Raw genomic sequence first — 23412 nt, forward strand, 5'->3', positions numbered from 1 at the left:
TTGACATAGCAGACGTTAACAACTAATATGAAAATATGAATGAATCATCATTCATATTTTCTTTTTGGTGGTGATATATAGATATGAAACGAGATAGACCAAAATATAAGCAAATAGTAGATGCGGCAGTCATTGTCATTGCTGAGAATGGATACCACCAAGCCCAAGTTTCGAAGATAGCAAAAGAAGCGGGGGTTGCTGACGGGACAATCTATCTTTACTTCAAAAATAAAGAAGATATCCTGATATCTGTTTTTAGAGAAAAAATGGCGATTTTCGTAAATAACGTCGAAGTTATATTGAAACAGGATATTGATACATCTGAAAAACTATTCAGACTGATTGACAGTCATTTTCGCATTCTGCATGAAGACCGTCACTTGGCAATTGTTACGCAACTAGAACTTCGTCAATCGAATAAAGAATTACGTCTTCGTATTAACGAAGTCCTAAAAGAATATTTAACGCTCCTAGATGCAATTTTGAAAGAGGGAATCGTGAATGGGGCGCTAGACGAAGGCCTTGATATCCGGCTTGCTAGACAAATGGTATTTGGTACAATTGACGAAACAATCACTTCATGGGTGATGAATGATCAAAAATATGATTTAATGAAACTATCACCCGAAGTACATAGGCTGATTATGAATGGAATGAAAGCGTAACTTGAATCAAGTTAAGTAGCCTCTGGCGGATGTCGCAAATTTTGAAGTGGGTTCGGGAAGGCAACCAAAGTTCGCCGCGTCCTGCGGCAAAGGTTCCATACCTGCATCCAGCAGGCACAATTCAAAATTTGGACGCAATTACGCCGAGGCGTAATTGATGGAAAGTGGGGATGAAATGGAGTTTCTAACAGTAGCAATTGATGATGGGGTAGCTGTTGCGACAATTAACAGGCCACCCGCGAATGCGCTTTCACGCGCACTCATACTGGAAGTGAATGCATTACTTGATCAAGTGGAGAACGACGATTCTGTACGAGTCATTGTCTTTCACGGAGAAGGCAAGTTTTTCTCGGCTGGAGCAGATATTAAAGAATTTACATCTGTCACTTCAGGCGAAGAATTTTCAAAACTTTCCGCAAGTGGACAAGAAGTTTTTGAACGGCTTGAACGTTTCTCTAAACCGGTTATTGCCGCTATTCATGGCGCGGCACTGGGTGGTGGGCTTGAACTAGCGATGGCCTGTCACATGCGGATTGTAACTGAAAATGCGAAACTGGGCTTGCCGGAATTGCAATTGGGTCTAATCCCCGGTTTTGCTGGGTCACAGCGTCTTCCGCGTTACGTCGGCATGCCGAAAGCAGCGGAGATGTTATTAACGAGTGATCCAATCAGTGGGATAGAAGCAGCCCGTCTAGGACTAGCCAATCATGCTTATACAGATGAAGAACTCCTACCTAAAACAATGGAGCTTGCTAAGAAGATTGCTAAGAAGGGTCCTGTCGCAGTGAAAGCTGCACTAGAGATGCTGCAATTTACGAAGCATCCTTCTTATTATGAAGGCGTGAAGGCAGAAGCTGATTCATTCGGTGAAGTTTTCGTCTCTGAGGATGCAAAAGAAGGAATCCAAGCATTCCTTGAAAAACGTGTACCTGTATTTAAAGGGAAATAATTAAAAAGTTAGGGAGGCCTGCAATATGAATATTTATGTACTAGTAAAACGGACATTTGATACAGAGGAAAAGATCACGGTTTCTAACGGTAAAATTTCTGAGGATGGTGCGGAGTTCATCATCAATCCTTATGATGAATATGCAATTGAAGAAGCTATCCAGGTACGTGACGCAAATGACGGCGAAGTAACTGTCATTACAATCGGTGGAGAAGACGCGGAAAAACAACTTCGCACAGCGCTTGCAATGGGTGCAGACAAAGCGGTTCTAATCGATACTGAAGATGACCTTGATGAAATGGATGAATTCACATCTGCTAAAATTATTGCTGAGTATTTGAAAGATAAAGAAGTAGATTTGATTCTTGCAGGAAACGTTGCAATTGATGGCGGTTCTGGACAAGTTGGTCCACGTGTGGCTGAACTTCTAGGCATTAACTACGTAACGACAATTACGAACCTTGAAATCAACGGTACATCCGTCAAAATCATTCGTGATGTTGAAGGGGATTCTGAAACAATTGAAACGTCACTGCCATTACTAGTGACTGCTCAGCAAGGTCTTAACGAACCACGCTACCCGTCACTTCCAGGTATTATGAAAGCGAAGAAAAAGCCGCTTGAAAAGCTTGAACTAGATGATCTTGACCTAGAAGAAGATGACGTAGAAGCGAAAACACAAACAATCGAAATTTACCTTCCGCCGCAAAAAGCTGCTGGACGTATTCTTGAAGGCGATATTTCTGATCAAGTGAATGAACTTGTAAATCTGCTTAAAAATGAAGCTAAAGTAATCTAATCAGACTTTTAATTGTAATGGAGGGACTATAAATGTCTAAAAAAGTAGTAGTACTTGGGGAAGCACGAGAAGGAGCTTTGCGTAACGTTTCATTCGAAGCGATTGCAGCTGCTAAAAAGATTTCGGGAGGCGGAGAGGTTGTCGGGGTATTGCTCGGCGATGCTGTTCAGTCACTTGCAGAAGAAATGATTCATTACGGAGCTGACCGTGTCGTTACTGTGGAACATCCACATTTGAAACTATATACTTCTGACGCATTCAGCCAAGCGTTTATGGCAGTTTACGAACAAGAGAAACCGGAAGCTATTGTGTTCGGTCACACAGCTTTAGGGAAAGATTTGTCACCTAAGATTGCTAGTAAACTAGCATCAGGTTTAATCTCTGATGTAACTACTATTGAAGGCGAGGGCGATGCTGCGGTATTCATCCGTCCAATCTTCTCTGGTAAAGCATTTGAAAAAGTGAAGAACAAAGACGGACTTCTATTCATCACAGTACGTCCGAATAACATTGCGCCTTTAGAGCACGACGCAGCCAGAACAGGCGAAGTAGCTGCACTATCTGTTGATGTTACCAATCTTCGTACAATCATTTCAGAAGTTATTCGTAAATCGACAGAGGGTGTCGATCTTTCAGAAGCGAAAGTTGTTGTTGCTGGGGGCCGTGGCGTGAAAAGTGCGGAAGGCTTCGAACCATTGCAAGAACTTGCGACACTTTTAGGTGGAGCAATCGGTGCATCTCGCGGAGCATGTGACGCGGATTACTGTGACTATTCTCTACAAATCGGGCAAACTGGTAAAGTTGTTACACCGGACTTGTACATTGCTGCAGGTATCTCGGGGGCGATCCAACATATGGCGGGAATGTCTAACTCGAAAGTAATCGTGGCAATCAATAAAGATTCAGAAGCGAATATTTTCAAAGTAGCAGACTATGGAATTGTTGGTGACCTATTCGAGGTTATTCCGATGATGATTGAAGAAATTAAAAAAATTAAGACAAACTAATTTAAAGTGAAGCTCCCTCAACAGTGGGGAGCTTCTTTCAATAACTAAGCATATATTTAGCCCGTCATATAGCTGCATGCTATAATACAGACATAGGTTATCTATTAAGAGGAGGAAAATTTATTATGGCTATTATTCACGCGACTGATCAGAATTTTGACGAAAACATTAAAGAAGGACTTGTCCTTGTTGACTTTTGGGCACCTTGGTGTGGACCTTGTAAAATGATCGCTCCAGTTCTTGAAGAACTAAACGGCGAAATCGAAGGTAAAGCGAACATTGTTAAAGTTGACGTTGATGACAACCAAGAAACAGCAGGTAAATATGGTATCATGTCAATCCCTACTTTGGTTCTTTTCAAAGATGGAGAAATTGTTGACAAAGTTGTCGGCTTTAAACCAAAAGAAGCACTTGCTGAATTGATTGCAAAACACGCTTAATTAGTAACTTAATTTAGCAGAAGTTCAAAATCTGGGCGAATTATTTTTTGCGATGAAAGCGAAGCGGCAGTCGCAAATAGCCGAGATGTATTTGATAGAATAACCGGGTCCTTCATTGGCACCCGGTTTTTTGGTAGGTGAATTAGATGAATGAGTTAATCGCAGAAAAGTTGGCCATATTACCGGAGTTGCCAGGCTGTTATTTGATGAAAGATAGGCAAGGGACAATCATTTATGTGGGAAAAGCGAAAGTGTTGAAAAATCGGGTTCGTAGTTATTTTACGGGTAGCCATGATGCTAAAACACAGCGACTTGTGGGAGAAATCATAGACTTTGAATATATTGTCACTTCAACCAATCTGGAAGCGCTTGTCCTCGAGTTGAACCTTATCAAACAGTATGATCCGAAATATAATATCATGTTAAAAGATGATAAGACCTATCCCTACTTAAAATTAACGGCAGAGCGTCATCCGAAACTAATCATTACGAGACAAGTGAAAAAAGACAAAGGGAAATACTTCGGTCCGTATCCTCATGCTTTTGCCGCCGGTGAAACGAAAAAGTTGCTTGACCGGCTCTATCCTTATCGAAAATGTCATACGATGCCTGATCGGGTCTGTTTGTATTACCATCTTGGCCAGTGCCTCGCCCCTTGTGTCAATGAAGTGGAATTGGAAACGTACAAGGAAATGGTTGATGATATTACCCGCTTTTTGAATGGCGGCTATAAAAGTGTGAAAAAAGAATTGACGGAAAAAATGGCTGCAGCTGCGGAGAATTTGGAGTTTGAGCGCGCGAAAGAATACCGCGATCAGATTGTTAATATTGAAGCGATTATGGAAAAACAGGCGATGACGATGAGTGATTTCACTGATCGTGATGTCTTCGGATTTGCTGTGGACAATGGATGGATGTGTGTTCAAGTCTTTTTCGTCCGTCAGGGAAAGCTAATTGAACGGGATGTATCGCTATTCCCGGTTTATCAAGAACCGGAAGAAGAACTGCTAACGTTCATCGGACAGTTTTACGGTAAGTCCCAACATTTAATCCCGAAAGAAATCTTGTTGCCTCAGGGAATGGATAGTGAAATCGTCCGTCAACTTCTAGATGTCAATGTCTTCATTCCACAGCGCGGTAAAAAGAAAGATCTCGTCCATCTAGCCATCAAGAATGCCGAGATATCATTGAAAGAAAAGTTCCAACTTATTGAACGACAAGAACTTCGTACAATTGGCGCATGTGAAGAACTTGGCAAGGCGATGAATATCACCATACCGTACCGTATTGAGGCATTTGATAATTCACATATGTACGGTTCAGATGCCGTCTCTGCAATGGTGTCATTCCTTGATGGGAAACCGAATCGTAAAGACTACCGAAAGTATAAGACGAAGACTGCAGCTGCACACGATGACTACGCGGCGATGCGTGAGGTTGTAAGGCGGCGTTATATCCGTGTGCTAAAGGATGATTTGCCATTACCTGACCTAATCGTTATAGATGGTGGTAAAGGTCATATGGAAGCGGCCAGGGAAATCATTGAAGATGAGTTGAACTTGTCGATTCCAATTGCTGGACTTGCGAAGGACGATAAACACCAGACGGCGCAACTTCTCTATGGCAATCCGATTGAAATGATCCCGCTAAAGAGAACGAGTGAAGCATTTTACTTGTTACAGCGAATTCAAGACGAAGTGCACAGGTTTGCAATTACGTTCCACAGGCAACGGCGCGAAACGAATTCATTGACATCAGCGCTCGATGGATTACCAGGCGTCGGACCGAAACGAAAAACATTATTACTCAAACACTTTGAGTCTATGAAAAAGATTCGTGAAGCATCCGTTGAAGAGCTGCAACAAGCGGGCTTGCCGAAGGTGGTTGCAGAATCAGTGGAAACGTATTTCCGTGAAGAGGCATTGCGAGAAGAGAAGTAATGTGATAGAGTGAACGCACTGAGTTTTTTCACTAAAAATTGCATATGTAGTGAAGATAGAGGTGCGGATACCAATAGTAAATCTCCGGAAGGCGGCAGCCTGATGAACGGGATTGAAAGGAGTATTCGCCGAAGCGGACCAATCGGCTGTCACGATTGTCCTGCTGGATTTCCATTGAATAAATGGAAGTCTGTCAGGTATAAAAATACCTGGAGAGCTATCTGAACGGGGCGGCTCTTCGGCGAGCGCTCCAATCGGACCGGCTCTCATACTTATGAGGGCCGTTTTTGCGTTCAGGCGGAAATTGGAGGGAAAATCATGGAACGAATTGTAATGAAATTTGGTGGCACATCAGTTGCGAACCCCGAGAGGATTGCACGCGCTGCAAAGCTTGTACAAGGTGAAGTAAGTCGGGGGAATCAAGTTGCGGTTATCGTCTCTGCAATGGGGAAAACAACGGATGATCTTCTAAAGCTCGCCGTGGAAGTTAATCCGAAAGCGGGCCGCCGCGAACTTGATATGCTACTTGCGACAGGTGAGCAAGTAACAGCATCCCTTTTAGCGATGGCAATTGCGGCACAAGGTTTGGAGGCTCGCTCATATACAGGGTGGCAAGCGGGTGTAACGACAGAGTCAGTTCACGGCAATGCGCGAATCGAGCAAGTCAATGCAGATAAGGTTGTATCGACGCTTGAATCGGGTGCTGTTGCAGTGATTACCGGCTTTCAAGGTGCTGACAGCTCAGGTGAGTTGACAACACTTGGTCGCGGGGGATCTGATACAAGTGCTGTGGCGATTGCGATTGCAATAGATGCAGCTATCTGTGATATTTACACAGACGTTGAAGGGGTATTTACGACAGATCCAAGATTAATTGGACAAGCGAAGAAGCTTGAGGAAATATCATATGATGAAATGCTTGAAATCGCGAATTTAGGTGCAGGAGTACTTCACCCAAGAGCGGTTGAGTTTGCCAAGAACCATCAAATGCCGCTTCGGGTCAGACCTGCACATATGGAAGGTGAAGGAACGATTATCAAGGAGGAAATTGATTTGGAAAACAATTTAATTGTTCGGGGCATCGCCTTTGAAAGAGATATCATTCGGATTACAGTTATGTATGACGTTCCATACAATGGCTCGCTTGCGAATATATTCACTGCACTTGCGGATCACCATGTTAACGTCGATATTATCGTCCAGACAATTATGGAAGGCGTACAGCCGTCTGTGTCATTTTCCATTAAGAAAGAGGATTTTGCAGAAGCTATTAATGTTTTAGAGACGGAAAAAGAAGCTCTTGGTTACAACAGAGCCGACTTTGAAGTGGGTCTTGCGAAAGTTTCAATCGTTGGAAGTGGAATGGTATCCAACCCAGGAGTCGCTGCACAAATGTTTGAGATACTCCGTAGTGCATCAGTTCCTGTGAAAATGGTTAGTACGTCTGAAATCAAGGTATCCGTAGTTATTCCAGAATCGGATATGGAAATAGCGGTAGCGGCGCTTCATAAACAATTCGGGTTAGACAACGACTGAAATAATTTGTTATGTCTATTGTTAACCATTTTATTGCAAGTGCCTGAAGACAAAGGGCGCTCTATCACTTTTAATAAAGCCTTCCTTGTAAATTTTAGTTAAGACTATACAAGTTACAGTGCAATTCCATATAGAAAGTGACACTTCCTTAAAATCAAAAAGGAAATGCTATATAGATGGATTCAGCAGCCAAAATTCCATCTTTGGCTGCTCTATTATGGATTGGAAAGTGCTTATTCATTCGTTCCCAAAAACCCCTCATGTGATTAACGAGAAAACTGCGAGAGGTGCAACCCTACGGAAACTGTACATAGGGTGTTTCATCATGAAAATAAGCAGTAATTTACTGGTTATTTTTAGTTATATATGTTGACATAAAGAAACCCCTGTACAACGCACGGCGCATAGAGATGCCTTCGCTGGAGATCATATAGAATCAATAGTTCAACATATATAGATTAGTTGTATGAAAAAGAAGATGCGCCCGATTTAAAGGATGCATCTTCTTTTTCATGCCTCAACTTTCGTTTTTAAGTCCCATTTGACTTGGAAATGGATGAGACCATCCTTTGCGTTAAATTCTCCGTAGCACTCAGTGAGCAATCCACTAAATTTCTGGTACTGTTGTGCAATGAAACCGGCTTCAAGTTGGCAAGATCTGTTTTGGGCATTTGTAGCGAAATCATTTTTTAAAGAATAAAAAGCCTCGTCTTTCAACGTCTTTTCGAGTTGAAGGGGCCCCCATCCGGCTTCTTGAAAGAACTCAGGAAGTTCATCAACACCAAAAATCGGGAATTTTCGAGCTACTTCTTTTCCGGCCCAATAGAGGATTTCATCTTCATGTTTCCCGAGGATACTTGGCAACACGTGATCTCGTAAAATTTCATAGCCAAAACGGGTTGGTGAATCATATGTAGTATTTTCCAATCGAATATGCAACCCTTTCGGTTAAATGATAGCGTTAGTGAATCCAAGAGAATAATAATATATTAAATTCGGGCGTGTCGAAAAGCCCACATCGTCTTGACCTCTTCAAAACTGAGGAGTACAATGGTTATGTCATAATATTGTACCACGAAGAGGTACGTCGTCAACGGTCGCTTCATGTCGAAATGATGACAGAGGCGCACTGAAGGACTCAGTTAATAAAGGAGGGTAAAAGACTTGTCGAGAGAATCAGATTTTTATTTGCGTCGTCTTCATTCACTGCTCGGAATCATTCCAGTGGGGCTTTTTGTTGCCCAACACTTAGTGATTAACCATTTTGCCACACGCGGCCCAGAGGCATTCAACACTGCATCCAATTTCATGGGTAACTTACCGTTCGTATTGTTTCTTGAATGGTTCATCATCTACATCCCACTTATGTTCCATGCGTTCTATGGTGTGTACATAGCTTTCACAGCGAAAAATAACGTAAAGCGTTACGGGACTTTCCGAAACTGGATGTTTATGCTACAACGAATTACGGGAGTATTCCTAGTCGTGTTCATCGCATGGCACATCTTCCAAACAAGAGTTCAAAAAGCATTGGGAGCTGATGTGGACTACGATATGATGGCTGACATCTTATCGAGTCCATTCATGCTTGCGTTCTACATTGCAGGTGTCCTTGCAGCTACATTCCACTTGGCGAACGGCGTTTGGTCATTCCTAGTAAGCTGGGGAATTACACAATCTCCACGTTCACAAACCATCGTTACGTATATCTCAATGGCAATATTCCTAGTGCTTTCTGTAATCGGTATACAAGCACTACTTGCATTTGTTTAATTTGAATCAGCAGAAATCCCTGCTGATTCAAATTTGGACGCAATTACGCCGAGGCGTAATTGAATAACAACTTAACTAAATGACTACGAGATCACCTATAATTTGAGGAGTGAAACAATAATGGCAAAAAGCAGATTGATTGTCGTCGGCGGTGGACTAGCCGGCCTGATGGCAACTATCAAAGCCGCTGAAGAAGGTACGCCGGTTGACTTGTTCTCCATTGTTCCGGTTAAACGTTCCCACTCTGTATGTGCACAAGGCGGCATTAATGGTGCAGTAAATACAAAAGGGGAAGGCGACTCACCTGACATTCATTTCGATGACTCTGTATACGGCGGAGACTTCCTTGCGAATCAACCACCAGTTAAGGCAATGACGGATGCAGCACCAGGAATCATCAGTCTATTGGACCGGATGGGCGTTATGTTCAACCGTACGCCAGAAGGATTGTTGGATTTCCGACGTTTCGGAGGTACAATGCATCACCGTACGGCTTTCGCTGGTGCGACGACAGGACAGCAGCTCCTTTACGCATTAGACGAGCAAGTTCGAAGTCATGAAGTTGCTGGACTTGTGACGAAATACGAACACTGGGAATTCCTTGGTGTTATTCTTGATGAAGAAGGCGTTTGTCGCGGTATTAAAGCGCAAAACATGAAAACGATGGAGATTCAAGCCTTTAAAGGTGATGCAGTCATTATGGCAACAGGTGGACCTGGAATCATTTTCGGGAAAACGACAAACTCTGTCATCAATACAGGTTCTGCAGCTTCTATCGTTTATCAGCAAGGTGCACACTACGCGAATGGTGAATTTATCCAAATTCACCCAACAGCAATTCCAGGAGACGATAAACTGCGTCTTATGAGTGAATCGGCACGTGGTGAAGGTGGACGTGTCTGGACTTATAAAGACGGCAAGCCTTGGTACTTCCTTGAAGAAAAGTATCCGGATTACGGTAACCTAGTACCGCGTGATATCGCAACACGTGAAATATTTGACGTTTGTGTTAACCAAAAACTTGGTATCAACGGTGAAAACATGGTGTATCTGGACCTTTCCCATAAGGATCCAAAAGAGCTTGATATTAAGCTTGGTGGAATCATCGAAATCTATGAGAAATTCACAGGCGACGATCCACGTAAATTACCGATGAAAATCTTCCCGGCTGTCCACTATTCAATGGGCGGACTATGGGTTGACTATAATCAGCAAACAAGTATTCCAGGTCTATTCGCGGCGGGGGAATGTGATTATTCACAGCACGGTGCAAACCGTCTTGGCGCAAACTCACTCCTTTCAGCAATTTACGGCGGTATGGTCGCAGGACCGAACGCTATTCATTACATGAAAGGTTTGAAACGTTCTGTAGTGGACCTTCCTTCTACAATCTTCGACGCAGCAGTGAAAGAAGAGCAGCAGAAGTGGGATGATACGCTTAAAATGAACGGTACTGAAAACGCTTATGTTCTTCATAAAGAACTTGGCGAATGGATGACTGATAACGTAACAGTAGTTCGTTACAATGACAGACTACAAGCGACAGACGATAAAATCGTTGAGCTTCTTGAGCGTTATGAAAACATCAACATTACGGATACACAACTATGGTCTAACCAAGGTGCAACATTTACGCGTCAACTGAAAAACATGCTATACTTGGCTCGTGTTATTACACTTGGTGCACTTAACCGTAATGAAAGCCGTGGAGCCCATTACAAACCGGACTTCCCGAATCGTGATGATGAGAACTTCTTGAAAACGACAATGGCGAAATTCGATGGACATTCTGCACCAATCTTCCATTATGAAGAAGTAGATGTTTCCTTGATTCCACCACGTACACGCGATTACTCCGCGAAGAAAGGAGATTGACCTAAATGAGCGAGAACAATACGGCAGTACAAGAACGTGAACAGCAGACGTCACAGAAAACGGTTCTTTTTGAAATTCGACGTCAGGATACTGCTGAATCACAACCTTATTGGGAAAGTTTTGAATTAGAATATAGACCGAATATGAACGTCATTTCTGCTTTAATGGAAATTCGTCGTAACCCGGTCAACGCAGAAGGTAAGCAAACAACACCAGTTAACTGGGAAATGAGCTGTTTGGAAGAGGTTTGTGGGGCATGTTCAATGGTTATCAACGGACGTCCACGCCAATCTTGTACGGCACTTGTAGATCAGTTTACACAACCGATTAAACTTGAACCAATGAAGACATTCCCAGTCGTTCGCGACTTGATTGTTGACAGAGAATTCATGTTTGATTCGTTGAAAAAAATTAAGGCATGGGTTCCGATTGACGGCACATATGACCTTGGTGAAGGACCTCGTATGCCTGAGCGTAAACGCCAATGGGCATATGAACTTTCAAAATGTATGACGTGTGGTGTATGTCTTGAGGCATGCCCGAACGTTAACGACAATACGAACTTCATGGGACCTGCATTGCTATCACAAGTACGGCTGTTCAACTCGCATCCAACTGGTGCAATGAACAAAGACGAACGTCTGGCTACGATTATGACAGACGGTGGAATTGGCGAATGTGGTAACTCACAAAACTGTGTAGTTGCATGTCCAAAAGGAATTCCTTTGACTACTTCGATTGCAGCAATGAACCGTGCAACGAACGTACAAATGTTCAAAAACTTCTTCGGAAGTGACCATATGGTGGACTGATTTCAGTCCCTAGCCTCGCTACGGCATTATGCCTTGGCGGGGCTTTTTTCTATTTTTGTTTAGCACCTTCATTTATTAGGGGGTATTTGATAGAATAGATGAATGAGTATTCATTTTAGAAGAGGAGATGTTTGGTGAGTGAAAGCAGTGTACATAAAAGAGTTGTCGACATGGGAATCGGAATTCAAGTTTTCTGTACCTATATCCGTTCGTTTTTCTGAGACGGACATGTATGGTCATTTGAACAACACGGTCCCATTTATTTATTTTGAGCATGCGAGGATTGAGTTCTTAAAAGAGATTAGGCTTATGAATAATTGGCTTGATCCAAAGGGTGAAAATTTTCCGGTCGTTGCTGATTTGCAATGTGATTTTTTGAAGCAAGTCTTTTTTGATGAAAAGTTGGAAATATTCGTTAAAGCTGCCGCAGTTGGTAACAGTTCTGTTGATATTCACTATATGGCGAAGAACAGTAAAGATGATATCGTCTTCACAGGACGAGGTACGATGGTTCAGATTGGCAGACAGACGGGCAAAGGTGTTGCGTGGTCTGAAGAGGAGAAAATACTTTTTGTTAACTAAATCACCATGTAGCCGGCACAGCTCGCCGCCTCTTCACATATTTTAAAGTGAAAGTGGATAGGAGGGCGCGTCTTGATAGAGGACTCTAAAAACCGTTCTTTGCTTACGGCAAGAGAGCGAGAAATTTTTAATCTGCTCGTTGAAGATCAAACGACAAAAGATATTGCGGGGCGGCTCGGAATCAGCGAAAAGACTGTTCGCAACCATATTTCGAACACAATTCAAAAGCTAGGTGTTTCCGGCAGAGCACAAGCGGTAATCGAATTGTTACGGTTGGGAGAGTTACAATTGCGTTGAAGCAGGTGTTAATGATGAAGGGTGATCATAGCCGAGTGTAGGTGATTGATGCCTTGTAACAGTAGCTGTTTGATCTGCATTATGCAGCTCTCAAACAGCTTTTTTTTAACGTTTTTTACCATCAATTTATTAGGTATTGCCATAAGCGCAAAAAAGGGGGACAATAGGTAGACAGTATTTGTTTTCAGGGAGCTGGTTCAGTTGATGGAAAATAACCCACCAAAAATTCAATATACAGATGAAGTTGCACATATGGAGAAAGAATTACGGTATGTTGCAGCAATCATCAAACAACAAGGCCGTAGAATTCTTAGTAATTATACAATCACTCCACCTCAATTCGTTGCTTTACAGTGGCTATTTGAACATGGAGATATGACGATTGGGGATTTGTCGAACAAGATGTTCCTTGCATTCAGTACTACGACTGATTTGGTCGATCGGATGGAAAAGAACTCGCTTGTGAAGCGTGTCCGCAATGATCAAGATCGCCGTGTTGTCCGAATTCATCTTCTTAGCGAAGGTGAACGGGTAATCGAAGAAGTAATTGATAAACGCCGTCATTATTTGAATTCGGTGTTAGTAGACTTCGATGAACAACAAGTGAAGGACTTCTCAGATTTGCTGAGTAAACTACATCAAGAGATGAAAAAGGATTGAGGGATTTTAGTGGAAGCACCAATTGGAGTAATTGATTCGGGCGTCGGCGGGCTAACCGTGGTTAAAGAGATGCTCAATCGACTACCACATGAACCCATTGTCTATATAGGGGATGATGCTCGTTGTCCATATGGGCCCCGGCCGATTGACGAAGTCCGGGAGTTTACAATGGAGATGGCATCAGCACTTTCCGAAATGGGTATAAAAATGCTTGTCATTGCTTGCAATACGGCTACGGCTGTTGCACTCGATGATATCCGAGCACGATTTTCATTTCCTGTCATCGGCGTTATCGTGCCAGGTGCACGGGCTGCAGTTAATGCGTCCGTGGCGGGAAAAATTGCTGTGCTTGGGACTGCTGGAACGATTAAAAGTGGCGCTTATAATGATGCAATCCATGTTCTTTCACCGAATGCGATGGTTTACTCACTTGCGTGTCCTGAATTTGTTCCAATTGTCGAAAGTGGTCAGTATAAGTCAGATAATGCAGGTATCATTGTTGACCGTACACTCCGTGAACTTGAGGGGAAAGATTTTGATGCGGCGATATTGGGGTGTACACATTATCCATTATTGCAGCAACATATTACAACCTCCCTTCCGAATAATGTAAAAATTATTTCATCCGCGGTAGAAACAGTGTGTGATGTTGAACGTATTCTACTTTCTAAAGGCATTGAGCGCATTGCTGACAGCGTAGTGGCACCTGTTTTTTATACAACAGGGGAGTCAGAAACTTTTCAAGGCATTGTTGAAGACTGGTTGTCGATTGAAAAGCCTAATGTAAGCTATATTGAATTGTAAGAAACCCGGAATGTCCAGATTTGGACATCCGGGTTTTTGCGTATATGAAATGAGTTATGATAAGATGAATGCGCAATCTGAATGATGGAGGGTACACGATATGAGACATGATGGAAGAATGGCCGACATGATTAGGCCGGTAACAATTGAAACAGATTATTTAATTCACCCCGAAGGCTCAGTTCTTATTACGGTCGGAAATACGAAGGTGATTTGTACAGCTTCTATAGAAGAACGGGTTCCACATTTTTTACGTAATAGCGGAAAAGGCTGGATAACAGCGGAATATTCTATGTTGCCACGCGCTACTGGACAAAGAACGCAACGTGAAGCTTCAAAAGGTAAGGTTAGCGGACGTACGATGGAAATACAGCGCTTGATAGGCCGTGCACTGCGCGCTGTCATCGATTTGGAGACGCTTGGTGAACGAACTATCTGGGTGGACTGTGACGTTATCCAGGCAGATGGTGGTACGCGTACAGCGTCGATTACGGGTGCGTTCGTCGCAACAGCAATGGCAATCTCGAAACTACACATCGAAAAAGGATTAGCTAAATTCCCGATAACTGATTTCCTTGCTGCAACGAGTGTAGGGAAGACGGTTGAGGGTGAACTCATTCTGGATCTGGACTACATCGAGGATTCGTCGGCTGCTGTCGATATGAATGTTGTTATGACTGGTGCCGGCGCTTTCGTCGAACTTCAGGGGACAGGCGAAGAATCGACATTTACGCGCGTTGAGATGAACGGTCTTGTGGAGCTTGCAGAAGTAGGAATTAACCAACTAGTTGAAGTGCAAAAAGAAGCACTTGGACTTGTTGCGCAGTTGATCAAACCGAAAGAACAAGGTGAATCATGAAGGAAGTATTGATAGCCACGAATAATGTGGGCAAGGCAAAAGACTTTGAAGCGTTGTTTAAGCCACTGGGAGTAAAAGTTCTTACGTTAAATGATATCGAAGGGGATATCGATGTAGAAGAAACGGGCGACACATTTGAGGCGAATGCGATTCTGAAAGCAGAGACGGTCGCACGCTTGCTTGGCAAAATCGTTATTGCAGATGATAGTGGACTTGAAATCGATGCGCTTGGCGGCGCGCCAGGCGTCTACTCCGCGCGTTATGCGGGTCTTGAGAAGAATGATGATGCAAATATCGACAAAGTACTACAGGAGCTAGAAACGACGCCTGTGGATGGTCGTACCGCTCGATTCCGCTGCGTGCTAGCAGTGGCTGGTCCTGGTTTGATTACAGAAACGTTTTCGGGTAGCTGTGAAGGTCTGATTCACCATGAACGTCAAGGAAAGAACGGCTTCGGCTATGATCCAGTCTTCTTCGTGCCTGAAAAGAATCGAATGATGGCGGAATTGTCACCTGAAGAGAAAAATGAGATTTCACACAGGGGAGCAGCTTTAGCTCAGTTGAAATTCAAATTACCTCAATATATGACAGTGGCAGGTGATTCAGAATGAAGATTGTTGTTATGAGTGATTCGCATGGAGATAAGGAAACGGTGAAAGCCGTTTCTGCACTTTCTGCGGACGCGACTTTCCATTGCGGTGATAGTGAGCTGTCATTCGATGATTCAGTTTTACAGACAATGCATAGAGTCCGTGGAAACTGTGACAGGGATGCTAGGTTTCCCGCATCTGTTGTGGTCAAGGTAGAGGGGAAGACAGTTTTAGCTGTACATGGTCATGAGCATGATGTGAAACAATCGTTGATGGGGCTTTATTATTATGCAAAAGAATCTGGAGCAGATATCGTTCTATTTGGCCATTCGCATTTGTATGGTGCTGAGATGAAAGACGGAATACTGTTCTTGAATCCAGGCAGCACAATGCAGCCGCGGGGCGGGAAAGATGCGACTTATGCTGTTGTAGAATGGGATGAAACAGTGCGCGTTACATTCAAGAATATGGCATCGGAAATAGTAGATTTTATAGAAATAAAAAAGATTTAAAAAAGCGTTGACTTTATTCCTAATGCAATATATACTAAGTATTGTCCTTAGGGAATGAATGAAAGTTTGAAACGCACGTCTCAGTAGCTCAGCTGGATAGAGCAACGCCCTTCTAAGGCGTCGGTCGGGGGTTCGAATCCCTCCTGGGACATTAAAAAAGCGCAGTTCAAGCCTTGATGTGATAGGGTTTGAGACAGATTAGGGATTCGGTCAGGGCTTCGGTCACTGGTGCAGAATCCTTTTTTTGTACCCTAGTATTTTACGTGTAATAAGACACGAAATGATCTTCCGAAAATAAGGTATATTATATTTGTTGAATAGATTCTCTTTAAAAACAAGAAAAGTAGGTGAACAAAGTGGGGAAATATCAATTGGACACCAAAGGTCATGCAGCTGTGACGAAGTATCATGAAAAAAACATACCTGCCAAATTTGATAAAAAGCAGCAACTTGAAAAAATACGTGCGGAGTATTTGAAAAAGAAGCAAAAACAAACAGATAAATAAAAGGATGATATATCTTCAAAATCATCAAAAATAGACCAATGGCAAAAGGCTATTTTAGAATTAGTGATGGTATAACACTTGTTTAAGTATTTAAAGAGGATTAAAGTAAAATCATTCTTTTACATGAGCAGGTAGAACATTGATATAGGGTAAGTGCGAGGTCAGAGAATAGATTTATGAGCGCTCCTACGAAGGCAAATGTATATATATATGTATGTTGCTCAGGTGAGTTTAAAAGAGCGTATAGAACAAGTTCAGGCGGTTGAGAAGCAAGAGAATGCGAGTAGCAATGAAGCGAGGTAACCAAGTGTTTATCTCGTTTTTTATTTGTATTGCCAAAACAGATAATACCATCTGAGAATATCCTGTGAGCGTTCCTATGCTTTAATGTTGACTTGCTTTCATTGTTTTCTCCTTATAAGCGAAAAAAGAGCTTATTGTGGAAATAGAGGGGCATAGTTTCCGATATATAGGAAGGGTAACTTTCTATATATAAGTGACCTCATACACCCATGTGAATTGAAGTTGCTATCGAAACGAACTGGGCTTTGCAATAGGCTTGTATAAGGTTATCATTGGTTCAAAGGTAGTTACGGTCTGAAAAAGTAAATTGACCGAATCCCTATTAGAGTTTAAAAACGTCTCAAATTGTTGGTATGACTGTGTTGTCTTAGTAGCTCAGCTGGGTAGAGCAACGGCCTACTAAGATTTCGGGTGGGGGGGTTCGAATCCCTCCTGGGACATAATGTAATAAAATTAATTTGAATAAAAAACACCTGAAACATTGTTAATTCAATGTTTCAGGTGTTTTTTATTTGCTGAGAGCCTGGTTGAATTTGATTGTTTTGAACAGTAACTACGCGGATTTCTCACACGACAATTGATTAGCGCGTTTCGACACTATGCTTTTGAAAGAAATATCGATTGATATGTTGTTTATAAAGTTGGAATTTAGAAGTCAGATTTCGTTCATCTTTTTTTTACACAAAAGGAATAGTGACATCAGTTGCCGACAAAAACGAAATTGATGTGTACTGTGTTTATTGTCCACAAACCGTTGAATACTATTAGTTTGACCCTAAACGATTTGATAAGTCATAAGCTTGTGAGTAGAGGCACCGAAGAATAATCAGGCCCACAACGTAAAGTTTGCAAATGATTATCATGAGGTTCCTAGTGTTTAGCTAAGCCGTCGGTCGGGTGACGAATCCCTCCTTGGGCATTAAAAAATGATGTATGAATGACATCAAATCAGTCTTTTTAGTAAGTAGGGTAAAAGAACAGGATACCAACTGTACTGTATTTATCTCCATTTGCAAACGATTTGCCGGAAGAGGGTCGTGCAGTTGCTGTAGCTTGGAGAGATAAATTCTTAGAACTTGTAGATAGAGAATAAAATCTGATCATAAATAAAAAGTGGACGCAAGTTTTTTATAACTTGCGTCCACTGCTATTTAATAAGCAATAAAACATCACCAGTTGTAATATAGATATTTCCATCTATTTCAACTGTTTTCACTATATTTCTCTTCAAGAAAATTATGCCACGCTCCTCAACTACTGTTTATTCTTTTTTAAAATGAATTGACCACTCTAAAAAGAATGTGTTACTGTGTATATGAGTATAAACAGTATAACAGTTAAGGAAGGGTGTTTATATATGAATGAATGGAAAGAAGCATACAGGCTCGCAGCTTTTGAAATAAAGGCTTCAATAAAAAGCTTTCTACTGATCTTGATTTTCTATATTGTGATGAGCCTGATTTTCATGCTGTCGTTCGATGTTTACCTGGAAGGCGAATTCAAATTCTTTGATTTTATGTTCATGCTGATTTTCTTCATGTTTCCGGCCTGGATGAAAGGTAAGGAATTCCAGATGCAGAAGATGGATGGGGATTTATGGACAGCGCCCTCAATTATCATGCTGCAGCAGCTGCCGATCTCCAAAAACATCATCGTCAAAAGCCGCTTCATCATTCATGCATTCTGTTCATTTCCGTTCCAGTTGGTTCTGTTCATCGCGATGCCGCTGATGTCGGAGAATTTCCGGGACATGATGACGCCTATCGCTTACATCGCATTCCTGCTGATTTGGCTGGGTTTATCGATTTCAGTTGGCTTTATCATGGCGGCGAGCGAAGCGGGAGGAAATTTCAATACGAGTACCATCGTAAAATCGTTTATTTACTTGGTGATTGGCGCCGTTGCACTTTATTTCATGTTCCCGCTTTTATCAGAGAACGGCTTTATCCACTGGACGATGTCGCTTGCAACTGAATGGACACTGCTGTCAGTCATCGTGGCTATTGTCTTGAGCATTGCGGGCTGTAAATACTGGCAAGCGGATATGAGAAAAACCATTAAGAAAACGGAATATCTGTGAGAGGGGGGCTGGACTTTGCTGCCGATACGCTTATCCAAAGATTCTCGTGAACCGATTTATCACCAGATTGAAAAGCAGCTGAAAGCACTGATTGCAGGAGGCCATTTACCTGCAGGAACGCCGCTTCCATCAATCAGGGTGCTGTCGAAAGACCTGGAGATTAGCGTCATCACGATTCGTCGCGCCTATCAGGACCTGGAGTCACAGGGCTTCATCGAAACAGTCCATGGCAAAGGGACTTTTGTCGCGGAAATACAGAACTCCATGAAACAGGAAACGATGACGGCTTCCGTCCAAACGGAATTCGAACGGGCCATCCGCAACGCGATGGATTACGACTATACTGTCGATGAAATCAAAACGGTTTTTGAAGAGACTTTAGAAAAACTCGCGAAAGGGGAATGACAATGCAGCCATGGATTGAAATAAAAGACGCGAATAAAAAGATTGATGATTTTCAGCTCGGGCCTGTCAGTCTAGCGATTGAGCCGGGGACCATCACGGCGCTGGTCGGCAATAACGGCTCTGGCAAAAGCACCTTGCTGAAGCTGATCATGAATCTGGCGAATCTGGACGGAGGAGGGATCAGGGTCTTTGGTAAATCGGTCGACGGGAAAGACGAAAGCTGGAAAAGGCATGTCACGTACCAACCGCAAAACGCTGTTGGCTGGAACGCCTATACAGGAGAGGACCTGAAAAGGCTGATTGCCCCTTTATATACGAAATGGGATGAGAAGCTTTTTGAACGCATGATCCAGCTACTCAACATCCCGCTCGATAAGCGTTTCGGCAAATTATCGCCAGGTCTCCAGCAGAAGCTGAGCCTGTCGCTCGCATTGCCGCGGAATACTGATATCCTGATTCTCGATGAACCTACCGTGTCACTCGACATCCCATCAAAAAAACAATTCATGGATTTGCTTGTCGAGTGGATGGAAAAGGAGGACCGTGCTGTCATCCTGACAACTCATCAGCCGGAGGATCTTCAGAAACTGGCGGATTACTTGTTTCTGATGAAGGACGGGCAGGCGGTCGGCCGGTATGAGAAAGACATGCTCGCTGCCGGATTCCGCCGCTATTGGCTCAAAGAAATGCCGGCGGTGCGAGTACCGGGTGAGCTTTCCCGTTCCGGAAACGAGCTGATATCAGATAATCCTGACACAACGGAACAGTATTTCACGCAACACGAACACAGTGTCATTGACGTCAAAGCCTTGGAACTGGAAGAAATCATCAGCCTTCTGCTGAAGTAGAGAACTAAGAGAGGATGAGAGAAATGGAAACAATGCTTACTGTAGAAGGTTTAGGAAAATCCTTCAAGGATAAGAAGATTGTCTCAAATATTTCCTTCGAAGTGAAAAAGGGAGAGATTATGGCGTTGCTCGGACCGAACGGGGCGGGGAAATCGACGACAATCCGCAACATCATGGGCATCTTGTATCCCGATGAAGGTACGATCGCTTTCCGGAACCGCTCTACGAAAGATATCCCGCGTGATAAAATTGGCTATCTGCCGGAAGAGCGGGGGCTCTACAAAAACGTCAAGGTCATGGACATTCTGCTGTATCTTGCGGACCTGAAGGATTATCCGCTGGACCTAGCTAAAGAACGCGCGCTCGAGTACTTGAAAAAGTTCGGCCTAGAGGGCAAGGATAAAGTATCGGTCGAGGAGTTGTCGAAAGGGATGGGTCAGAAAGTCCAGTTTATCGCCTCCATTCTTCATGAACCGGAACTGCTGATTCTGGATGAGCCGTTCTCAGGTCTTGATCCGGTCAGCCAGGAGCTGTTCAAAGAAGAAATCCGTTCATTGGCCAAAAAAGGCACGGCGATTCTATTGTCTTCGCATCAGATGAACCTTGTCGAAGAGATGGCGGACCGGCTGTTCCTGATTCACCGCGGCACGAAAGTGATCTACGGGACCCTGAGTGATGTCAAAAAGGAATATGCTAATTTCAAATGCACGATCAACGGCAGCAACAGCCGCAGCCTGCTTGAAAACCTGCCAGAAGTCGAGCGGGTCGAACAGAACGGGGCAACGGCTGTGCTTTATCTCACAAAACATGTGCAACCCGCTGTCTGGCTGAAAAATCTTCCAGATGAACTCGACATTCAGGAACTATCGATTGACCGGATTTCGCTCCATGAAATCTTCATAGATATCGCCACGGACAAGAATCTTTTGAAGGAAGTGGGTGAGTTGCATGCGTAACACGATGAAAGTCGCTAAATGGGAAATCAAACGCAATATGAAAAGCAAGTCGTTCATCATCGGCCTATTCCTGACACCAATCATCTTCCTAGCATTTTTCCTGCTGCCGGACCTGTTCAGTTCGGATGATGAAGCAGCGACAACGACAGTCTACGTCAATGACCAGCTCGGGGTCTACGGACAATTGGAAGCAGCGGTAGCAAATACCGAATGGCAGATGGAACAGACAGACACCACAGAACAGGAAGCCACCTCAGCGCTTGAAGGCAAAGAAGACGCTGCGTATATCTTCATCGACGAACAGGCAATTGAAACCGGAAAAGTTGCAGTTTACACGCATGAAGATACGAGTTCAGCCTTCATGGATGAAGTCCAGATCCTCGGTGGTCCGCTACAGATGCTGCAGATCGAACAGCTCGGCCTGACACAGGAAGAAGCGGCAGTTGTCGCGCAGGGAGTCGTCTTTGAAGATGCTTCAGAAAAACCGGAAGAAGGCGGCCTGTTCAGTGAAAACATGCTGGAACGTGTGATTCCAGGAGCATTTGCGGCTGTCGTCATGCTGTCAATTGTCTTCACCGGAATGGCAATCTTCCAAAGCGCGTCCCAGGAGAAGAAAGACAAAATTGCTGAGATTATTCTGTCGTCTTTAACGCCTGCAGAACTGATGCAAGGCAAGATCATCGGCTATTTTGTCCTCGGTATCATCCAGGTCGTTGTCTATATTGTCATCGCGCTGCCGGTGCTCATCTGGAAAATCGATTTTCCGATTATTGAGTATCTGTTAGTGCCCGAACTTCTAGTGCTAATATTCATTTCTATCCTCGGATACCTGCTCTATGCGGCGCTATTCGTCGGAATCGGTGCCACAATGGCTGATATCTCGACAGCGGGGAATTTCCAGGGCATGGTCATGATGTTACCATTCAGCCCATTCCTTTTCATTGGACCAGTCTTCAGCGATCCAAGCGGATTCTGGGCGCAGCTTGGAAGCTATATCCCGTTTACATCACCTGGCGTTCTCATTATGCGCCTGTCACTTCTTGAAGAATGGCCGTGGGTGCAAATCATTATCGCCATCGGAATTCTTGTCGTCAGCGTCTGGGTCTTCATGAAACTTGCGGGCAAAGTCTTCAAGATTGGCATCCTGATGTATGGCAAGAACGCTACACCGGGCGAAATTTGGAAATGGATTCGGGCGTAAAAAAATAGAGCTTGCTAATCAACAATATCTATTAACCTTATAAATTATAGAATAGAAAACTTTCTTACACATGTGTTCATTAACTAAAAATAACCAATAAATAACTTAATTGACTACTAGGCGCTCGGTGTACAGTTGCTTCTGGCTCGCATTGAATTGAACAACTTCTTTATATAACTGAGCTATTTTGATGTATAGGAATGCGACTTCGCCGCATTCCTATACATCTTCTTCAGTAATAGTCTGGTGGTCGTTCATCCGTCGCGCCCCAAAGGCAAAGGTACACGAAGTGCTAATGCTTTTGGGAACGAGGGAATGGAGGGTTCCTAACTGGGTAAAAGCCGCCAAAGATGCAATTTTGGCGGCTGAAGCTTTCTCTATGGTCTTTTCTTATTTTAGGAAGTGTCACTTTCTATAGGAGCTTACCTGATGTGGAGTTTAAGCCTTATTAAAGAACACATTGTGCAATGTACCAGAGTGCCCGAAATTGCATCTTCGGGCACCGATACCTTGTGAAAAAGGTTGCTCTTCTTTACTTCTAAAGCAACAGCATTTTTCACTTGAATAGTGTGCCGAAAGCGAACCGGAAATGATCCAGTGAAAATGGGTTTTCAAGCTTATGCATATCTGTTATTTATGCAAGAAAATGGTTAATCAACAGACGTGACTTTCTTATTAAGTAAGGTGGAGAGATTTGACCCTTTGCAATCTTAACTGTAGATTGCCGAGGCACTGTGCTAATTCCAAAAGTATTCACGTAAAGTCGTCAAACCCTTTTGATAAGGTTTTGACGTTTTTTTGTCCGGATAAACGCTGTTTCAAATACAAGATTTTAGGCAAAGAACGAAATGTATTGTGTGAAAATGAAGACGGCTGTATTTCTTAAGGGAACAGATGTCGAATTCTGGTAAAAGAATTGGGGAGATTTTGAAAAAAGCGGGGTCTTAAACTAATTCTCATGGGGGTTGACCTGAAGGGGGCGCAAGAAATTCTCCGCTGTCGAGAACAATAAA

The 23412-nt window shown here is 43.2% G+C and carries 24 protein-coding genes, 1 tRNA gene and 1 riboswitch; of the genes, 24 read left to right on the plus strand and 1 reads right to left on the minus strand.

Features of this window, described 5'->3' with window-relative positions; genetic code table 11:
* The first annotated feature begins 83 nt into the window (after window positions 1-83).
* From ACGLYD_RS05120 to ACGLYD_RS05150, 7 genes are all read left to right on the plus strand, one after another.
* The gene (locus ACGLYD_RS05120) at window positions 84-665 is read left to right on the plus strand and encodes a TetR/AcrR family transcriptional regulator (RefSeq protein WP_067207836.1); all 582 of its coding nucleotides are present in this window, start codon (window positions 84-86) and stop codon (window positions 663-665) included.
* 175 nt (window positions 666-840) lie between these two features.
* Window positions 841-1614, plus strand: a complete 774-nt coding sequence (locus ACGLYD_RS05125) for an enoyl-CoA hydratase (protein ID WP_067213902.1) — start codon at window positions 841-843, stop codon at window positions 1612-1614.
* A gap of 25 nt (window positions 1615-1639) precedes the next feature.
* A complete protein-coding gene (locus ACGLYD_RS05130) occupies window positions 1640-2413 on the plus strand; it encodes an electron transfer flavoprotein subunit beta/FixA family protein (protein ID WP_067207839.1) in 774 nt (257 codons plus the stop codon).
* 32 nt (window positions 2414-2445) lie between these two features.
* A complete protein-coding gene (locus ACGLYD_RS05135) occupies window positions 2446-3420 on the plus strand; it encodes an electron transfer flavoprotein subunit alpha/FixB family protein (protein WP_399631720.1) in 975 nt (324 codons plus the stop codon).
* A gap of 125 nt (window positions 3421-3545) precedes the next feature.
* Window positions 3546-3860: a thioredoxin gene (gene trxA, locus ACGLYD_RS05140; protein ID WP_067207845.1), complete on the plus strand. Its 315-nt coding sequence runs from the start codon at window positions 3546-3548 to the stop codon at window positions 3858-3860.
* Between the two features lie 146 nt (window positions 3861-4006).
* Entirely contained in the window at window positions 4007-5800 is a 1794-nt protein-coding gene (gene uvrC / locus ACGLYD_RS05145) for an excinuclease ABC subunit UvrC (RefSeq protein WP_187047343.1), read from the plus strand.
* A 48-nt stretch (window positions 5801-5848) separates the two neighbouring features.
* Window positions 5849-6028, plus strand: a riboswitch (Lysine riboswitch).
* Between the two features lie 90 nt (window positions 6029-6118).
* Window positions 6119-7336, plus strand: coding sequence for an aspartate kinase (locus ACGLYD_RS05150; protein ID WP_399631721.1), 1218 nt, complete (start codon window positions 6119-6121; stop codon window positions 7334-7336).
* A 510-nt stretch (window positions 7337-7846) separates the two neighbouring features.
* Here ACGLYD_RS05150 and ACGLYD_RS05155 read toward each other — a convergent pair.
* Window positions 7847-8263 carry a YslB family protein gene (locus ACGLYD_RS05155; RefSeq protein ID WP_340741844.1) on the minus strand — a complete coding sequence of 139 codons (417 nt, stop codon included), beginning with the start codon at window positions 8261-8263 and terminating at the stop codon, window positions 7847-7849.
* A gap of 237 nt (window positions 8264-8500) precedes the next feature.
* Between ACGLYD_RS05155 and ACGLYD_RS05160 the strand changes: the two genes are divergently transcribed.
* The 17 genes from ACGLYD_RS05160 (at window position 8501) to ACGLYD_RS05240 (ending at window position 22399) form a co-directional block, all read left to right on the plus strand.
* A complete protein-coding gene (locus ACGLYD_RS05160) occupies window positions 8501-9109 on the plus strand; it encodes a succinate dehydrogenase cytochrome b558 subunit (RefSeq protein WP_187047345.1) in 609 nt (202 codons plus the stop codon).
* A gap of 120 nt (window positions 9110-9229) precedes the next feature.
* Window positions 9230-10984: a succinate dehydrogenase flavoprotein subunit gene (sdhA, locus tag ACGLYD_RS05165; RefSeq protein WP_067207858.1), complete on the plus strand. Its 1755-nt coding sequence runs from the start codon at window positions 9230-9232 to the stop codon at window positions 10982-10984.
* Window positions 10985-10989: 5 nt separating this feature from the next.
* The gene (sdhB, locus tag ACGLYD_RS05170; RefSeq protein ID WP_067207861.1) at window positions 10990-11796 is read left to right on the plus strand and encodes a succinate dehydrogenase iron-sulfur subunit; all 807 of its coding nucleotides are present in this window, start codon (window positions 10990-10992) and stop codon (window positions 11794-11796) included.
* Between the two features lie 138 nt (window positions 11797-11934).
* Complete coding sequence (locus ACGLYD_RS05175) at window positions 11935-12378, plus strand: thioesterase family protein (protein WP_067207864.1); 444 nt, start codon at window positions 11935-11937, stop codon at window positions 12376-12378.
* Window positions 12379-12450: 72 nt separating this feature from the next.
* Window positions 12451-12675 carry a LuxR C-terminal-related transcriptional regulator gene (locus ACGLYD_RS05180; RefSeq protein WP_067207867.1) on the plus strand — a complete coding sequence of 75 codons (225 nt, stop codon included), beginning with the start codon at window positions 12451-12453 and terminating at the stop codon, window positions 12673-12675.
* A gap of 204 nt (window positions 12676-12879) precedes the next feature.
* Window positions 12880-13335, plus strand: a complete 456-nt coding sequence (locus tag ACGLYD_RS05185) for a MarR family winged helix-turn-helix transcriptional regulator (protein ID WP_067207869.1) — start codon at window positions 12880-12882, stop codon at window positions 13333-13335.
* Between the two features lie 9 nt (window positions 13336-13344).
* Complete coding sequence (racE, locus tag ACGLYD_RS05190) at window positions 13345-14139, plus strand: glutamate racemase (protein WP_067207871.1); 795 nt, start codon at window positions 13345-13347, stop codon at window positions 14137-14139.
* Between the two features lie 100 nt (window positions 14140-14239).
* Window positions 14240-14998, plus strand: coding sequence for a ribonuclease PH (gene rph / locus ACGLYD_RS05195; RefSeq protein WP_067207874.1), 759 nt, complete (start codon window positions 14240-14242; stop codon window positions 14996-14998).
* Window positions 14995-15609, plus strand: coding sequence for an XTP/dITP diphosphatase (locus tag ACGLYD_RS05200; RefSeq protein WP_399631726.1), 615 nt, complete (start codon window positions 14995-14997; stop codon window positions 15607-15609). Before rph ends, ACGLYD_RS05200 begins: the two co-directional genes overlap by 4 nt.
* Window positions 15606-16100: a metallophosphoesterase gene (locus tag ACGLYD_RS05205; RefSeq protein ID WP_399631729.1), complete on the plus strand. Its 495-nt coding sequence runs from the start codon at window positions 15606-15608 to the stop codon at window positions 16098-16100. Before ACGLYD_RS05200 ends, ACGLYD_RS05205 begins: the two co-directional genes overlap by 4 nt.
* Before the next feature lie 77 nt (window positions 16101-16177).
* Window positions 16178-16251, plus strand: a tRNA-Arg gene (locus ACGLYD_RS05210).
* A gap of 205 nt (window positions 16252-16456) precedes the next feature.
* Complete coding sequence (locus ACGLYD_RS05215) at window positions 16457-16606, plus strand: hypothetical protein (RefSeq protein ID WP_399631732.1); 150 nt, start codon at window positions 16457-16459, stop codon at window positions 16604-16606.
* Between the two features lie 1660 nt (window positions 16607-18266).
* Window positions 18267-18989, plus strand: a complete 723-nt coding sequence (locus tag ACGLYD_RS05220) for a hypothetical protein (RefSeq protein ID WP_067207936.1) — start codon at window positions 18267-18269, stop codon at window positions 18987-18989.
* A 15-nt stretch (window positions 18990-19004) separates the two neighbouring features.
* A complete protein-coding gene (locus tag ACGLYD_RS05225) occupies window positions 19005-19394 on the plus strand; it encodes a GntR family transcriptional regulator (RefSeq protein WP_067207939.1) in 390 nt (129 codons plus the stop codon).
* A 2-nt stretch (window positions 19395-19396) separates the two neighbouring features.
* Entirely contained in the window at window positions 19397-20242 is an 846-nt protein-coding gene (locus tag ACGLYD_RS05230) for an ABC transporter ATP-binding protein (RefSeq protein WP_067207941.1), read from the plus strand.
* Between the two features lie 23 nt (window positions 20243-20265).
* Window positions 20266-21198, plus strand: coding sequence for an ABC transporter ATP-binding protein (locus ACGLYD_RS05235; RefSeq protein ID WP_067207944.1), 933 nt, complete (start codon window positions 20266-20268; stop codon window positions 21196-21198).
* A complete protein-coding gene (locus ACGLYD_RS05240; RefSeq protein WP_187047403.1) occupies window positions 21191-22399 on the plus strand; it encodes an ABC transporter permease in 1209 nt (402 codons plus the stop codon). The genes ACGLYD_RS05235 and ACGLYD_RS05240 overlap by 8 nt, the downstream gene beginning before the upstream one ends.
* Window positions 22400-23412 lie beyond the last annotated feature (1013 nt).

Origin of the sequence: Sporosarcina sp. SG10008, from assembly GCF_044569405.1 — a bacterium.
Taxonomy (GTDB): Bacteria; Bacillota; Bacilli; order Bacillales_A; family Planococcaceae; genus Sporosarcina; species Sporosarcina psychrophila.

Excerpts from the sequence above, each read along its gene's own strand:
- ACGLYD_RS05120 (WP_067207836.1), top strand. The coding sequence starts at position 84 with ATGAAACGAGATAGACCAAAATATAAGCAAATAGTAGATGCGGCAGTC.
- ACGLYD_RS05125 (WP_067213902.1), top strand. The coding sequence starts at position 841 with ATGGAGTTTCTAACAGTAGCAATTGATGATGGGGTAGCTGTTGCGACA.
- ACGLYD_RS05130 (WP_067207839.1), top strand. The coding sequence starts at position 1,640 with ATGAATATTTATGTACTAGTAAAACGGACATTTGATACAGAGGAAAAG.
- ACGLYD_RS05135 (WP_399631720.1), top strand. The coding sequence starts at position 2,446 with ATGTCTAAAAAAGTAGTAGTACTTGGGGAAGCACGAGAAGGAGCTTTG.
- trxA (WP_067207845.1), top strand. The coding sequence starts at position 3,546 with ATGGCTATTATTCACGCGACTGATCAGAATTTTGACGAAAACATTAAA.
- uvrC (WP_187047343.1), top strand. The coding sequence starts at position 4,007 with ATGAATGAGTTAATCGCAGAAAAGTTGGCCATATTACCGGAGTTGCCA.
- ACGLYD_RS05150 (WP_399631721.1), top strand. The coding sequence starts at position 6,119 with ATGGAACGAATTGTAATGAAATTTGGTGGCACATCAGTTGCGAACCCC.
- sdhA (WP_067207858.1), top strand. The coding sequence starts at position 9,230 with ATGGCAAAAAGCAGATTGATTGTCGTCGGCGGTGGACTAGCCGGCCTG.
- sdhB (WP_067207861.1), top strand. The coding sequence starts at position 10,990 with ATGAGCGAGAACAATACGGCAGTACAAGAACGTGAACAGCAGACGTCA.
- ACGLYD_RS05185 (WP_067207869.1), top strand. The coding sequence starts at position 12,880 with ATGGAAAATAACCCACCAAAAATTCAATATACAGATGAAGTTGCACAT.
- rph (WP_067207874.1), top strand. The coding sequence starts at position 14,240 with ATGAGACATGATGGAAGAATGGCCGACATGATTAGGCCGGTAACAATT.
- ACGLYD_RS05200 (WP_399631726.1), top strand. The coding sequence starts at position 14,995 with ATGAAGGAAGTATTGATAGCCACGAATAATGTGGGCAAGGCAAAAGAC.
- ACGLYD_RS05205 (WP_399631729.1), top strand. The coding sequence starts at position 15,606 with ATGAAGATTGTTGTTATGAGTGATTCGCATGGAGATAAGGAAACGGTG.
- ACGLYD_RS05220 (WP_067207936.1), top strand. The coding sequence starts at position 18,267 with ATGAATGAATGGAAAGAAGCATACAGGCTCGCAGCTTTTGAAATAAAG.
- ACGLYD_RS05230 (WP_067207941.1), top strand. The coding sequence starts at position 19,397 with ATGCAGCCATGGATTGAAATAAAAGACGCGAATAAAAAGATTGATGAT.
- ACGLYD_RS05235 (WP_067207944.1), top strand. The coding sequence starts at position 20,266 with ATGGAAACAATGCTTACTGTAGAAGGTTTAGGAAAATCCTTCAAGGAT.
- ACGLYD_RS05240 (WP_187047403.1), top strand. The coding sequence starts at position 21,191 with ATGCGTAACACGATGAAAGTCGCTAAATGGGAAATCAAACGCAATATG.